Consider the following 14,535-nt stretch of genomic DNA (forward strand, 5'->3'; position numbering starts at 1 on the left):
ACCATTAAAATTTTTTCTAATATCAATAACATTACATAATTCTTTAATATTTTATAATAGGTTAAAATTTACATTTTCAAAATTCAAATATGGTTAAAAAGTTTGCCGTCTTATTAAACTTGCGGAAACTTCAACTGACTCTCTTTGTTCACCATTTATAATTGCTAAAACACCTTCAATCATTTCTTTCGCTAATTCTGTATAATTTGGAGCGATGGTTGATAATGCGGGAGTATAATATTTAGCTATTGGTATATTATCAAAACCAACTATTGTCAGTTGATCAGGAATCAATATTCCTTTTTCATAACATCCTCTAATAACACCTTGAACTTTTTCATCTCCCGAAACAAAAATAATATCCGGAATATTAGAAGTTGATAAATGCTCTTTTACATAATCATATACAGATTCAATTGTAAATAAGCCATATATAACTTCTAAATCAATATCATATCTCTTTTCCTTTACAAACTCTCTAACACCATTTTCACGATTTTTATTAACAAGAGATGGTCCACCCATTAATAACCACATCTTTTTAAAGCCTTTTTCTTCAACAGCTTCCATTAAATCATATCCTGCTTTAAAATCGTTATTTGAAACATAAATAACACCATCTGTGTGAGACTCTCCAAATACAATAAATGGCATATTATTCTTTTTCAAATATTGAATTCGACTATCATCTTTTCCTTCATAAAATACAATTACACCATCAACTAAACTACCTGTACTGGAAATAATAGAATCTTTAATAGAGTCTCCTTCTCCAAAATACTCAACAATTGCATTAACTCCTACTTCTTTACATGTCTGCAATACCTTATCTAGTAAAGTTTGAAACCAAATTAAAGGGAATGATTCCATTTTTTTCACAGATATTAAAATATTAATGGTTTCTTTTTTCGTTAAATTTTGAGCATAAGCATTTGGAACATATGATAATTCATCTATTACTTTCATTACAGCTTGATAGGTCTCAGGTTTAACTCTTTCTCCCCCATTAATAACTCTTGAAACAGTCTTTGGGGATACCCCTGATATTCGTGCAATATCATAAATAGTAATCTTCTTGTTATTTTTCATTTTTAGTCCTCAAAATAATCTAAATTTTCAAAGTGATTTGCCCTATCATTCTATCAAATATAATCCTAACATACAATTTATATTTTCATATTTTACTAACTAGATTTTTACTTCAAACAAGTCATTTTATGATAAAAAGGCAAGGTTACCCTCGCCTTTTTATCTTGCGTTAACTAGTTTCTTCTAAGTAAATAACTCCAACAATATCTGACAATTCTTCCATTAAACGAAGATGTTCAAATTTCCCAGGAAGTTCTAAAGTAATAAAGGACGCTATTTTCTTTTCAGGTACATCAAAATATTGAATTCGACTTTGATTCACTTCGCCAAAAGCTGTTCTTGAATCTGTAACACGAATATGTTTTTCAGCACAATATACTAATACACGATTATAGGCTTCTGTTGAATTTACCACTATATACAATTCAATAATTTTTGAACGTTTTTGTAAATATATTTTCAATGGTTGAAACATTGAAATAATACCCCAAATTGAAATAGCCGTTAATATAGCTCCTTGATAGAACCCAACGCCTATCGCCAAACCAATACCTGCAGCTCCCCAAATTCCTGCAGCCGTTGTTAATCCTGTTATCTTTTTATTTTCTTTTATAAGAATTGTTCCTGCCCCTAAAAAACCTACTCCCGATACTACTTGAGCACCTAATCGTGTAGGATCCCCCGTTCCAAACTTATATGAAACAAACTCATTTGTCATCATTATTAGACAAGCTGCAACACAAACAACGCTGTGTGTGCGTATCCCTGCTGGCTGAGATTTTCCTCCTCTTTCCATACCAATTAGACTTCCTGCTACTAGTGACAAAACTATTCGTATTACTATTTCAATATTTGTTAAGGCTGTCATAATTACTTCCTAGTTGTTTTACTTTGTCTTTGTGTAAAGTATAGTACTGTTGAAGAAATAATCATTAATACAATAGTATATACAAAGACAAGAGCTTGTGCATTTGAAGTTGCTGTTTCGTCCCCTGCTGAACGAATAGTAATTCCTAGCGGCTGAGCCAATGGATGATACAAGAATACAGATAAATCGAAGTCTGTTAATAACGAATTAAAGTTAAGGGCAATGATTGAAAGAACTACTGGTAAAATAAATGGAATAATAACTTTCATCATTGTATAAAATGGTGATGCTCCCATACTACGAGCTGCATCTTCCATTTCATCATCAACGCTAAATAAAATAGCTCGAACCATACGATATGAGAATGGTATTTTTACAATAATATATGCAATTAATAGCATTACAAAAGTTCCAACTAAAATTTTATTTAATACAAGTGGTTGTGGTTGATTAAATGTAAAAAGTAAACTAATTGCTAATAATGTACTTGGTAGTAACCAAGGAAGCAAAGCTCCATATTCAAACAAGAAGTCAAATTTAGATTTATGTTTTCTAACCACTCTCGCAAAAACAACAGCAAGGACTGTTGCTGTAATGGCAGCAAGAATTGCATAAATAAAGCTGACTAAGAATGGTGAGAAAGCAACACTATTACTAAAGAATTGATAATAATTTTCTAAAGTAAAGTTAGACAATGATAAATGTCCTGTTTGAATCGCTACTGGATCTGTAAATGAATATAAAATAATAAAAACTAAAGGCAATAAGAAAACTGTAAATAATGCGTATGCAACAATATGTGCAATGATATTCCATGGTTTTGAAGATATCTTTTGCTTTTTCAAAGGTGCTTTTGTTTTAGAGATAGAAATATAATTTCCGCCTTTTTCAATTTTATTCATGATAGTTAATAAAATTGTAGTAGCAATCCCCAAAACAATCGCAAGTAAAGCAGCTAAATCACGAGAATTTCCCATACCTGCAAATGTAATAATCATTGGGTTAATGGTTTGGAATTGTTTCCCTCCAACAATCATTGGTGCTGCAACTGCAGATAATCCACTAAGGAAAATCATAATAGTTAATGCAAATAAGGTAGGTGTTAAAGTAGGTAAAACTACTTTTCTAAACACTGTAAAAGGTTTTGCACCCATATTACGTGCAGCTTCAATTGTATGATAATCTACACTTCTAATCGTATTTGTTAAAAACAATGTATGATTAGCAGTTCCTGAGAAAGTCATAATAAACAATACTGCTCCATATCCAATAAACCAGTTAGGATCAAGTGAAGGAATAATGTTTTGTAAAACTCTTGTAATCATTCCATAAGGTCCATAAACAAATTTATAACCTGTCGCAAGAACAACCCCTCCATAAATCAATGAAGTCATGTATCCTAATTTTAAGATTTTAGCTCCTTTAATATCAAAGTATTCGGTGAATAATACACAAAGTACTCCTACAATGTTTACTGTAATAATCAATGAAAAAGCTAATTTAAAACTGTTCATAATACTTTGTAGAGCTCTTTGAGATTTTAAAACACGTTCAATTGCATTTATAGAAAAATGTCCGTCTTTAACAAATACATTCACTACTAAATCAAAGTTTGGATAAATAATAAACGTTACTAGGAACCAGACTAATCCTAAACGAATAAGCCAATCTTTCCAATTTAACTTTTTACGCATACTATCCCCTCCCTAATATTGAACAATATCTGAAGGTGTAATATATAGTTCTACATTTTCCCCCACAGATTTAATTGCAAATTGACTATCAATACGAGTCACATTGACAATTTGATTTTCAGATACTTGTATCGTATATCGAACGTTTACACCAGAAAATTCTGTGTCAATAATTGTACCATTTAAGACGATATCTTCTTCTGTTTCACGTTTAAAACGAATTTTCTCTAGACGAATATATCCTTTCTTATCTTCTAAGTTTACTGATGGATTTTTAGATAAAATAGCATGAACCGTTTCTTCAGTTAAGACATTAATATCTCCAATAAAATCACATACAAACTCTGTTTTTGATTGATGATAAATTTCAGGTGGTGTTCCTACTTGTTCAATAAACCCATTATTGAATACAGCAATTCTGTCTGATAATGTTAAAGCTTCCTCTTGGTCATGTGTAACATATAATGTTGTAATTCCTAAATCTTTTTGCAGACGTTTTAATTCTTTTCTTAAATCTACACGTAATTTTGCATCAAGATTAGAAAGAGGTTCATCTAAACAAAGAATTTTAGGTTCTAATACTAATGCACGAGCTAATGCTACACGCTGTTGTTGACCACCAGATAATTCTGACACATTACGTTGTAATTGTTTATCAGAAATTTTAATTTTTGCAGCTACTGCTGCAACTTTTGCTTTAATAACATCTGGAGCAACTTTTTTTACTTTCAATCCAAAAGCAATATTATCAAATACTGTCATTGTTGGGAATAAAGCATAAGATTGAAACACGATTCCAATTCCACGTTTTTCAGGTTCTAATTTAGTCACATCTTTCCCATTTACTTCAATTCGTCCTTGAGAAGGATCAAGAAATCCTACTAAAGCTCTTAAAGTTGTTGATTTTCCACAACCTGACGGTCCTAAAAAAGTAAAAAATTCACCTTCATTAATTTCAAGATTAAGATTATCAATTGCAATAAAATCTCCATACTTAATTTGAATATTTTCAAATTTAATCATAATGTTTTCTCCTTCATCTATTTCAAAAAGTCTCGCAAAGGTTCTTTCTATCTAATAGAGTTTAGACCCTGCGAGACTCGTGATACCATTTATAAAATTATTTAACGTATTCTAATTCTGCTTTTTCAACCCATTGGTCTAAGTATTTTCCAACAACTTCCCAATCAATAGCTTGTGGTTTAAGTTGTCCAACAAATTTCTTAGTATCTTCTGGTAATTCAGATACCGCATCTTTATTTGCAGGGATAGATCCAAAGTTTTTACTATATTCAGCTTGAATTTTAGCTTGACCAAACCAGTTAATAAATTCTTTAGCAAGTGCTTTTTTCTTACTAGTATTTAATACCATTGTTTGTTCTGTTACAAATGGAACACCTACATCTGGTGTCATTACTTTAAATTCTACATTTTGTTCTTTTTGTCCTACTAATGCTCCTGAGCCCCAAATCATACCATATTGAACAGGACTTTCTTTATCTAAAACTTTAACGACTGTACTTTCACCTTTTTGAAGTGTATATGCATTTGCAAAATAATCTTTTGCAACATTCCAACCTTTTTCAGATACACCTAAATCTCCTTTTTCATCAAGATAACGAACTAAGATACTTGCATAAATCGCACGTCCAGTACCACCTGTTAATCCATAAATTGAATATTGACCTTTATATTTACTTGCTAACTCTGTCCAATCTTTTGGCATTTCTTTCGCTTCAGGATTTCCAATTAATACTAACGGTTGAACAATCACTGGATTATAAAAACCATCTTTATCTGCTAATGATGAATCAATTTTATCAAACCAATCAGGTTTAAATTGTTCTAATAATTTTGCATCTCGTAATTTATTTGAATCTACAGCTCCAATCCCAAATACCATATCAGCAACTGAATTATTTTTTTCTGCAATAACACGATCTGCAAGTTGTGCACCGGCAATATCAACCATACGAATATTAAATCCTGCTTCCTTTGCTTGAGCTGTTAACCAGTCTCCACGCCCGTTTGATACCGAGTTAGAATAGATTACTAATTCTTGACTTTTATCTGCTTTTTCATCAGCTCCTGAGTTAGAATTAGATGAAGGATTTGTACTACTTGAACAAGCTGCCAAAGCTGTTGCTGTAAATACTGTTGTTAATAATTTTGATAAAAATTTCTTAGTTTTCATAATAAAACTCCTTTTATGTTAATTTTTTATTTCCCAAATTTTTCATGATATGGAACAAATTGTCTCATATCTTCAAACACTGTATAATCAATGCGATTCACAGTAATTACAGGTACTTTCTCTAGTAATACTTTTGTTAATTCTTCTTTTACTTTTTTAAATTCCTTATCTTCTTCTTCAGTTAACGGAACTCGTAAATATCCAATCGAGATATGAAATTGATATCGATTATGATTAGGGAAACGTACTCCTGCTTTTTCTGAAACATATGTACGTATTTCTTCTAATCTTTTAGCAGATTCTTCATCAGCAGGTTCCACTAAAATATTTTGATTTCCCATTTCAGTTACTCTCATATGAATGTTTTCATTCAACAATGGAAATATTTCTAATTGTTTTGCAAAATAATCATGAATTTCCTGTAATGGAGTATCTAATGATAAGTGACTACTCCAAAATTCTGGTTCACGATTCTCATGACAAAGTAACTCAATCACTGTCATATGAATTGATTCTCTAGGAGTTAGAGTAAATTTATCAATAAATGGTAACTCTCTATAGCGAGATTGAATAATATCAACTACTTCCATCAAGTCTGGTTTACTGTATAAATTTGCAACTACAGTATTTCCTGGAAAATGGTTAAATTCACCATTTTCCTTAAATTTAATTTTAGTAAGATTTTTCATAAACTTCTTCCTTTGTTTTTTCTTTTTTTGACACCGGTGTCAACCCGATGAGTTCATTATACGTTGTAAACGTTTTATTGTCAACCGCTTTCATTTTATTTTTTTAAATTCTTTTTAGAAATTTATTTATAGTTTTATATTTAAGCTATTCTAATTAATTCCCACTGTTTCAATAAATCTCTTAAATCCTTCTCGACCAGATTGATTATTTTTATACACACCTGCATCTTCCAATACTCTAGCAAAAACTTGACCTACTTCATATTGAATAATTTTAGTAACTTCTTTTTCTTCTATATTTGAATATTTCTCTTTTAATTGTTTAGCCCAATCTAAATGATACTTTGCTATTTCATTTGGTTTATTTAATAAAAATTTCTCTACTTCTTCTAATTCAGTTTTTAAGCGAGGTGGTAAAATTGCAAGCCCCATTACTTCTATTAATCCAATATTTTCTTTTTTTATATGATGAACATCTTTATGAGGATGATAAACGCCGTCTGGATGTAATTCAGATGTATGATTATCTCTTAAAACTATATCCATTTCATACTTTCCATCAACTTTTCTAGCAATAGGAGTAACAGTATGATGCGGAGTATCACCTGTTTTTGCAATAATATCTAATTCAATATCTGTATAATTTTTCCATTTCTCCAATATCTTCGATGATAATTCTATAATTCTCTTTTTATCTTTTCCACGCAATCTAATAACTGACATTGGCCAATTAACTATTCCAGCTTCTATATCTTCAAAACCTGTAAATTCAAAATTTATGTCATAATCTGCTTTTTCCATTGGGAATACATATTTTCCACCTTGATAATGATTATGACTTAGTATAGAACCTCCAGAGATAGGAAGATCAGAATTTGATCCTACAAAATATCCTGGAATAATATCAATAATATCTAATAATTGTTCAAATGTCTTAGGAGTAATTGCCATCGGAACATGTTCTGAATTAAAAAAGATAGCATGTTCATTAAAATATGAATACGGAGAATATTGAAATCCCCATAGTTCTTCTCCAAGATTCATTCTTATAATTCTATGATTTGCTCTTGCTGGATAATTCACTCGTCCTTGATAACCTTCATTTTCCATGCATAAAAGACATTTTGGATAATTTGATGGTTTCAGTAATTTTTCAGCTGCGATTGTTTTAGGATCTTTTTCAGGTTTAGATAAATTAATTGTAATTTCAAGATTTCCATACTTCGTTTCTGCTTGGAACGCAATATTTTTTGAAATAGCGGATAACTTAATATAATCATTATCCTTACTTATTTGATAAAAATTTTCAATTGCCTTTTGAGGAGATACCTTGTATGAATTCCAAAAAATTTCATTCATAAGACTTGGTATTGGAGTAATAAAATTCATTAACTCTGCACCTAAACAGTCTTTTTCTTCAGCTGTCGAATGAACTTTTCCATTTTTTTCTGCTATTTCCACTAAACTATCTTTTAGGCTTTTTATATCTTCTTCCTTTGTAAAAGTGTCAATTCCTTCCTCTCCTACTAAAGCTAGTACCCTATTTTTAACATAGGAATAATCCATTGAACTATATACTCCGTAGTTGATAACTTTCTCTACAAATTTGTCAATTAATGGTTGCATTATTTTCTCCTTTAACTTTATATATTAAAATTTCCTTTGTAATATCGCCTTACAATTCAACAACTAATATACTTGCATCATCCTTTTTTCCATAAATAGGATCAAGTTCTGTCGATTGTTTTCTCATTGCGATTAATTCCTCAAAACTTTTAGTAGTATTTTGAGAATAATAATCATAAAATCCATCACTCATCAAAACAATTTTATCTCCAGTAACTTCAAGATTTCCATATAGCGCATGTTCAATACTTGAATCATCTAAAGAACCAATCCAATAACCTTTCTCTTTATTAGCAAGCCCTCTAATTTTTTGTAAAATTTCTTTTTTATTTAATACATTTAAACCTTTTTTTGAATTCTCTATTTCATTTTTTCCTAAATCAAATAATCGATCCACTCTATGATCCGTTAATTGTTCATCATTTACTAACATGACACAATCACCAAGGATTAAATATTCAAGTTTTCTTCGTGACAATCTAGCAATAATAAAGGCAAATGTTGGTAATTTATAGTATTCTTCATGATTGGAATCATTTAAACCTATAATATTTCTAACTTCCTTTATAGCATTTTGAAAAATAGTCTTTAAAGATTCTTTTTCATTGCAATATACTTTTAGTTTTTCAGATAATAGATGAGTTATCTCAGAAACAGAATATCCAATAGACTTTTTTGAATCATATAAATCTGTAGCCCCATCAATAATCCAATAATAATTTTCAATATTCCCTAAGGCATCCTCATTTTCCATTGCTGTTCCTTGTATAGAACAAATATTTCTTATTTTCATACTTTCTACCCTCAAATTTCAATAAGATAAGTTAAATCTATCGTTAAAAAATTCCAACTAACACAAATTTAGTTAGTAAAATCTTTAGAAATATAAAAAAAACAATTATGACACCGATGTCATTTCTTTCATCATATACCTTCAAAGTATAATTGTCTAGAAAAATATAATAGAAAGCATCAAAAATGTAAGCGCATCATTCATATTTAGTTTATCGACAAAAAAAGCAGGCAATGACGATTGCCCACTTTTAATCGATTATTTTAAAGTTGCTAAATGTTCTTTTAAACGTTGAATCACTTTTTGTTCATAATCTGTACGAACTTTTTGAGAAATTTCTGCTTTTGAAAATGGTAAAGTACCTTCTTTTTCTAAATAAGAATCTTCTATTTGAATAAAGTGCCCAGAAGCTCCTAATCCTACTCCAAAGTAATCAGCACTGTATGATTTTCCGAAATTCACTCCTGCAACACTTTGAGCATGATCATATTCGATTCCATTAAATAAGAATAATAAGATAGCTTCTCTTAATTCAGCACGAATAGTAAAGTAATCTTGATTTTGGAAATCTGTGCTAATCGCATTTTCATAATATTGGCTACCATTTGATTTTGAATTATCTGTAGAAGTTAGTATTCCATATTGTTCTACTACTTTATTAATGGCATGCGCATCATGACCTTTTCCATCTGCAATAAATCTTCCATCATTAATGTACTCTTTAGCAATTTGCTCCGCAATAGTAACCATTGTTTCTGTTACTTTTACTGGCGAATAATTCATTTGTTTTCTGACTGAATTAATTAACGAAGCAGCATACAGGTTTAGGGATTGTTTCATATCTTCTGGCATTGAACGAAGATTATATTTTGCCAATAATGTATTAGAAATAGCTCCTATTTCTTTTTGATTTTGTTTTAATAATGATTTACTAATAGTATTTAAAGCCGATACATTCTCTTGATTTTTACCTTGATCAGTTGAACCATATTGATTCAAACGTTTTGCATATTCTTCATTAATTGAAATTGAATCCTCTGATTCTAACCATTGAATCGCTTTTTCTAATGCTTTCTTTTCTTCTTGTTGACGTTGAAATTGAACTTCACCATCTAAATTTCTTCTTAAATGATCCTCTTCTGATTCACGCATTTTACCATCTGATTCTAAATAGTATCCATCTACTTCTTGATCATAAGCATACGTTCCATCTGATTTTAGATAATACCATGCTTCATAAGACTTATCATAAATCCATTCTAATGCAGCCATTTTCCCATTTGATTTTAAATAGTAAGAACCTACCCACTCATCATGAGCATAAGATCCATCACCTTTTAAATAGTACCAAGCATTTTCAAAAGAATTTTGTACCCATTCTGAAACAGCCATTTTTCCATCAGCTTTTAAATAATAGTCCCCTTGCCATTGTTTAGTCACTGGCTTTTGATTTTGATAAAAATACCATGAACCATTTTCTTTAATCCAACCTTGTTTTGAAGTTTCTTCTGCGTGAACTGCAGCAAGACTTGTTAAAGTAACCGTTGCTAGTAATGAAATAATTGTTTTTTTGTTCATAAAGTGCCTCCTTTATTCCTTACTGTTATTGTACCGAATCTTGCATAAAAAGCAACTAATAGCCTATAAAGAGAAACTCCACTATCAGGCACAACTCTGATAGTGGAGAAAAAGGGAAAACACACCAAAATGATGGCAACAATTTGGTGTTTTACTTCAATCGAAAGCACATGTTTCCTGCTGACAGAAACTACACGTTAAAACTATATAAAAATCCCCTTTCGTATATTACAAAAGGGGGATTCATCGCATCATAAAAGATAGGAATCAACTACTAATTTTAATCATAGTAATTCATTCTTTTCTATTCTTGATCGTCATTTTCCTTCGCTGGCATTATCCAGAACAGGTTCAATGGGTATGATCTCAGCCTTTCGGCACCCCAAATGCTTCTCTATTGAATTGAGTTTAGTATAGCATGTTTCCTCTAAGAAGAAAAGTTATCTAAACTACTTTTATTAACGAATATGATGATCATATGCAAAAATCACTAATTGTGTACGATCACGTAAAGCTAATTTTGATAAAATTGTACTAATATTATTTTTCACGGTTCCTTCAGATAAAAATAATGCTTCTGAAATTTCTTTATTATTTAACCCTTGAGATACAAGTCGAATAAGTTCAATTTCTCTTTCAGTTAATCCTAATGAAGAAATATCTGTTTTCTTTTCTGTAGAAGCAGCCGGTGATTTTGGTTGCATCACTAATTTCTCTGAAACTGTTGCATCCATCACTACTTTTCCAGATAAAGCTACTTTAATACCATCATAGATAGCTTCATAACTACTATCTTTTAATAAATAACCTGAAGCTCCATATTGCATCGCTTCGACAATATACTCCGTATCTTGAAAGGTTGTTACCATTACAATTTTCACTTCTGGATAAGCTTCTTTGATGAGTTTAGTTCCTTCAATTCCCGTACTATCTGGCATACGAATATCCATTAATACAACATCTGGAACCTCAATTTGACAACATTCGAACGCTTCTCTTCCATTTCCAGCTTGATGAATTACTTCAATATCTGGATAAGTTTCTAACATAATTTTCAAACCTGAACGAATTAATTGTTCATCATCTACTAACATCACTTTAATTTTTTCAGACATTGGATTCTCCTTTCAATTTCATTTGTACTGTAAATCCTTGTTCGGAATTTTTGATTTCTAATTGTGCCTGTTGTTCATGCAGTCGCTCTTCTAAAGCTTTTAGTCCACCTTCTAGGGAAATATTTGAAGTACCCACTCCATTGTCCATAATTGTTACAATAAGTTCATTTGCCGAATACATCATTAATAACGTAATTTTTGTTGCCTTTCCATGACGAATCGCATTTGTCGTTGCTTCTTGCACACCCCTAAAAATCGTCAACTCTTGCTCTTTAGTAAGTTTAATTGTTGGTTTATTTTGTCGAAATACAAACTCTACCCCACTATGTTGTTTCGTTTCATAAATAAATTCTTCTAAAGCGACATTTAATTGTTGTTTAGTAAGTTGTTCTGGTTTTAAATCATGAACAACACTACGTACTTCTTGTAATCCTTTCACAGCAAATTCTCGTAATTCAGAACTCATTTGAGATATTTGAGGATGATTCGTTTCACTTAGTTTACTAATCGCTCCTAATTGAATAATAATCGTTGATAGACTATGTCCAACTGAATCATGAATTTCTCTTGAAATACGATTTCTCTCTTGTAAAGTATATAATTCCTTCATCGTTCCCATTGTATATTGGACTTGTTGCAATTCCTTTTTCTGCTCAAACAATTGATTTTCTTGTTCTTTCAATAAATTTTCTTGATCATTTAACTTTAAAACAAGATGTGCACCATAATAAAATAATACATTGCCAAAAATCATTACTGGAATCGACCACCATTGTTGCTGCTTTATCCCTAATACAATAACTACTAGACTAATCATCACTTGAAGAATCATTGCATGTAAAGATGAAAATCGAAAACTAATTTCAAAACATAATAATAATAGTAAACTTATCGAAAGATGAGCCGTAACATAGCAAAATGCTAAAATTAAAGTCCCTTGAACTAAAATTATCCAAGGATATTGAAGCGAATAATAATCCAATTGAGCAACAATTATCATTCCTAAAAAAATTAATAAATGATAAGGATTAAAAGGTTGATAAAAAGCCCATTCAGCTAAAGCGGTTATGAATAATCCATAACGAATAATAAATTTTAATTGATTTTCTTGAATTATTTTCATGATAGGAACCCTCTAGCTACTAAAAAAATCATCGCAACACTATTACTAACAAAATGCATTAACATAGATGCTGCAACATTATCCTCATAATAACGATATATTCCAACTAAAGGAATTGTTAAAGGAACATACATTAAAGCTGCACTCCAATCAATTCCACCACTATTAGAAATCGAGTGAAGTAACACAAAAAAGAATATAGAAACTCCCGTTAAAATCCAAGGATTTACTTTATCTTTGAAAGCTCCAATGATCGCTTCTCTAAATACTAATTCTTCTACAATCGGTGCAACTACACACGTTAAGATTAACATCAATACAATAGAAGTTGAATTTAATAACGATTCAATATTAGCTTGATTATCCGTTTGCTGTAATGGAACTACAAGCGCTAAAAGCATAGTTAGGACTACTCGAACAACATATCCAATCGCAATATCACGAACAAATCTACGTTTTACTAAACTTTCGAATCCTCTTTGAATCAATTCTCGATAAGACCATACTGCATACATCGCTGTTATTAATTGAACTAAAATATATACTTTTCTATCGACATGTAATGTACCATCTTCAGCTTGTGTTAGAAAAAATCGAGGAACAATCATTAAATTAGAAAAATAAACAAACCATAATAATACTGCCTTTTTCTTCATTATTTACCTCCATTAATGGAAATCTTTATGTTCTAGACTATAAATTTTTTGAATTTCACCATCGTGCCAAACAACTCCATGTAAAGCTCCACCAAATACAGCACCGCCATCCATTCCAATTTTCCCATCATGTTGCCATAACTTCATATAGTTTCCATCTTCATTTAAACCCTTTAATGGAGTATGACCAAAAATAATCGTTTTCCCTGTTGTATTTTTACCTGTATGGAATGGCTCACGAATCCAATAAAAATCTTTTGGAATAGTATCTAACCAATGATCTAAACGTAAATCAACACCTGCATGAACAAATAAGACATCCCCTTCATCAATATATAAAGGACGTTCTCTTAAAAATGCGATTAATTCAGGGTATTGTTCTTTGACTAATTCGCAATCTTTTAAAGAATCGATTTCTGTATCTATTGGTCGATTCAATAAATGATTAATCGTTGTATTTCCATTATTTCTCATATAGTGATCAAAACGCTCTTCAGGATTATCAATCCAAGCTAAAAACATGACTTCATGATTTCCCATCACATACCAAGCATTTTTCTCTTGAACATATTTCATAGCCGTTAAAACACTTTTTTTATTATTAGGACCTCTATCAATTAAGTCTCCAAGGAAAACTAATTGTTGAGTACTTTCATCCCAATTCTTTAACATTTCATCGAGCATTTTATCTTCTCCATGAACATCTCCAATAATAAAATATGTTTTTTTCATAAATTTCTACAACTCCTCTTTAAACATACGATGATTATACCATACTATAAACTTTCAAAAAAGCTTACAAATTGATGTTCATTAGTATATCTGTATAACAAAAAAGACTGGTATTCACCAGTCTCACTTCATTTTAATATTAAAAAAGCTACTTGCCGGGATTGAACCGGCGACCTCCACCTTACCAAGGTGACGCTCTACCGACTGAGCTAAAGCAGCAAGCTACTGAATTTTGGGTAAAAAAAAAGAACTCCGCAAGTAGGACTCGAACCTACGACATCATGATTAACAGTCATGCGCTACTACCAACTGAGCTATTGCGGAATATTTGAAAAGCGTGGCAACGTCCTACCCTCACAGGGGGAAACCCCCAACTAC

Annotated in this window: 13 protein-coding genes, 2 tRNA genes and 1 riboswitch; all 15 genes read right to left on the bottom strand. The window is 30.8% G+C overall.

Going from position 1 to position 14,535, the window contains the following annotated elements; all coding sequences use genetic code 11:
- Positions 1-93: 93 nt before the first annotated feature.
- Positions 94-1,089 carry a LacI family DNA-binding transcriptional regulator gene (locus RWM24_RS05625; protein WP_006703735.1) on the bottom strand — a complete coding sequence of 332 codons (996 nt, stop codon included), beginning with the start codon at positions 1,087-1,089 and terminating at the stop codon, positions 94-96.
- A 169-nt stretch (positions 1,090-1,258) separates the two neighbouring features.
- Positions 1,259-1,957, bottom strand: a complete 699-nt coding sequence (locus tag RWM24_RS05630) for an MgtC/SapB family protein (protein ID WP_006703736.1) — start codon at positions 1,955-1,957, stop codon at positions 1,259-1,261.
- 2 nt (positions 1,958-1,959) lie between these two features.
- Positions 1,960-3,651, bottom strand: a complete 1,692-nt coding sequence (locus tag RWM24_RS05635; RefSeq protein ID WP_314112372.1) for an iron ABC transporter permease — start codon at positions 3,649-3,651, stop codon at positions 1,960-1,962.
- Positions 3,652-3,663: 12 nt separating this feature from the next.
- Positions 3,664-4,674: an ABC transporter ATP-binding protein gene (locus tag RWM24_RS05640; RefSeq protein ID WP_314112373.1), complete on the bottom strand. Its 1,011-nt coding sequence runs from the start codon at positions 4,672-4,674 to the stop codon at positions 3,664-3,666.
- Between the two features lie 97 nt (positions 4,675-4,771).
- Positions 4,772-5,845 (bottom strand): extracellular solute-binding protein, encoded by a 1,074-nt coding sequence (locus tag RWM24_RS05645; protein WP_314112374.1) that lies wholly within the window; start codon positions 5,843-5,845, stop codon positions 4,772-4,774.
- A 26-nt stretch (positions 5,846-5,871) separates the two neighbouring features.
- Positions 5,872-6,534: a DUF1868 domain-containing protein gene (locus RWM24_RS05650; protein ID WP_314112375.1), complete on the bottom strand. Its 663-nt coding sequence runs from the start codon at positions 6,532-6,534 to the stop codon at positions 5,872-5,874.
- Positions 6,535-6,684: 150 nt separating this feature from the next.
- Positions 6,685-8,160, bottom strand: coding sequence for a UDP-glucose--hexose-1-phosphate uridylyltransferase (galT, locus tag RWM24_RS05655; protein WP_314112377.1), 1,476 nt, complete (start codon positions 8,158-8,160; stop codon positions 6,685-6,687).
- A gap of 49 nt (positions 8,161-8,209) precedes the next feature.
- Positions 8,210-8,953 carry a protein phosphatase 2C domain-containing protein gene (locus tag RWM24_RS05660; protein ID WP_314112379.1) on the bottom strand — a complete coding sequence of 248 codons (744 nt, stop codon included), beginning with the start codon at positions 8,951-8,953 and terminating at the stop codon, positions 8,210-8,212.
- Positions 8,954-9,211: 258 nt separating this feature from the next.
- Entirely contained in the window at positions 9,212-10,531 is a 1,320-nt protein-coding gene (locus tag RWM24_RS05665) for an SEC10/PgrA surface exclusion domain-containing protein (protein WP_399539420.1), read from the bottom strand.
- A 305-nt stretch (positions 10,532-10,836) separates the two neighbouring features.
- Positions 10,837-10,926, bottom strand: a riboswitch (TPP riboswitch).
- Between the two features lie 63 nt (positions 10,927-10,989).
- Complete coding sequence (locus RWM24_RS05675) at positions 10,990-11,646, bottom strand: response regulator transcription factor (RefSeq protein WP_314112380.1); 657 nt, start codon at positions 11,644-11,646, stop codon at positions 10,990-10,992.
- Positions 11,639-12,769 (bottom strand): sensor histidine kinase, encoded by a 1,131-nt coding sequence (locus tag RWM24_RS05680; RefSeq protein WP_314112382.1) that lies wholly within the window; start codon positions 12,767-12,769, stop codon positions 11,639-11,641. The genes RWM24_RS05675 and RWM24_RS05680 overlap by 8 nt, the downstream gene beginning before the upstream one ends.
- Positions 12,766-13,425 carry a type II CAAX endopeptidase family protein gene (locus tag RWM24_RS05685; RefSeq protein ID WP_314112383.1) on the bottom strand — a complete coding sequence of 220 codons (660 nt, stop codon included), beginning with the start codon at positions 13,423-13,425 and terminating at the stop codon, positions 12,766-12,768. The genes RWM24_RS05680 and RWM24_RS05685 overlap by 4 nt, the downstream gene beginning before the upstream one ends.
- 12 nt (positions 13,426-13,437) lie before the next feature.
- Positions 13,438-14,157 carry a metallophosphoesterase family protein gene (locus tag RWM24_RS05690; RefSeq protein ID WP_314112385.1) on the bottom strand — a complete coding sequence of 240 codons (720 nt, stop codon included), beginning with the start codon at positions 14,155-14,157 and terminating at the stop codon, positions 13,438-13,440.
- Between the two features lie 146 nt (positions 14,158-14,303).
- A tRNA-Thr gene (locus tag RWM24_RS05695) sits at positions 14,304-14,376 on the bottom strand.
- A gap of 31 nt (positions 14,377-14,407) precedes the next feature.
- Positions 14,408-14,481: transfer RNA gene (locus tag RWM24_RS05700), tRNA-Asn, on the bottom strand.
- Positions 14,482-14,535 lie beyond the last annotated feature (54 nt).

This window comes from uncultured Granulicatella sp., assembly GCF_963516875.1.
Classification (GTDB): domain Bacteria; phylum Bacillota; class Bacilli; order Lactobacillales; family Aerococcaceae; genus Granulicatella.

Excerpts from the sequence above, each read along its gene's own strand:
- RWM24_RS05645 (WP_314112374.1), bottom strand. The coding sequence starts at position 5,845 with ATGAAAACTAAGAAATTTTTATCAAAATTATTAACAACAGTATTTACA.
- galT (WP_314112377.1), bottom strand. The coding sequence starts at position 8,160 with ATGCAACCATTAATTGACAAATTTGTAGAGAAAGTTATCAACTACGGA.
- RWM24_RS05630 (WP_006703736.1), bottom strand. The coding sequence starts at position 1,957 with ATGACAGCCTTAACAAATATTGAAATAGTAATACGAATAGTTTTGTCA.
- RWM24_RS05665 (WP_399539420.1), bottom strand. The coding sequence starts at position 10,531 with ATGAACAAAAAAACAATTATTTCATTACTAGCAACGGTTACTTTAACA.
- RWM24_RS05690 (WP_314112385.1), bottom strand. The coding sequence starts at position 14,157 with ATGAAAAAAACATATTTTATTATTGGAGATGTTCATGGAGAAGATAAA.
- RWM24_RS05680 (WP_314112382.1), bottom strand. The coding sequence starts at position 12,769 with ATGAAAATAATTCAAGAAAATCAATTAAAATTTATTATTCGTTATGGA.
- RWM24_RS05650 (WP_314112375.1), bottom strand. The coding sequence starts at position 6,534 with ATGAAAAATCTTACTAAAATTAAATTTAAGGAAAATGGTGAATTTAAC.
- RWM24_RS05675 (WP_314112380.1), bottom strand. The coding sequence starts at position 11,646 with ATGTCTGAAAAAATTAAAGTGATGTTAGTAGATGATGAACAATTAATT.
- RWM24_RS05660 (WP_314112379.1), bottom strand. The coding sequence starts at position 8,953 with ATGAAAATAAGAAATATTTGTTCTATACAAGGAACAGCAATGGAAAAT.
- RWM24_RS05685 (WP_314112383.1), bottom strand. The coding sequence starts at position 13,425 with ATGAAGAAAAAGGCAGTATTATTATGGTTTGTTTATTTTTCTAATTTA.
- RWM24_RS05635 (WP_314112372.1), bottom strand. The coding sequence starts at position 3,651 with ATGCGTAAAAAGTTAAATTGGAAAGATTGGCTTATTCGTTTAGGATTA.
- RWM24_RS05640 (WP_314112373.1), bottom strand. The coding sequence starts at position 4,674 with ATGATTAAATTTGAAAATATTCAAATTAAGTATGGAGATTTTATTGCA.
- RWM24_RS05625 (WP_006703735.1), bottom strand. The coding sequence starts at position 1,089 with ATGAAAAATAACAAGAAGATTACTATTTATGATATTGCACGAATATCA.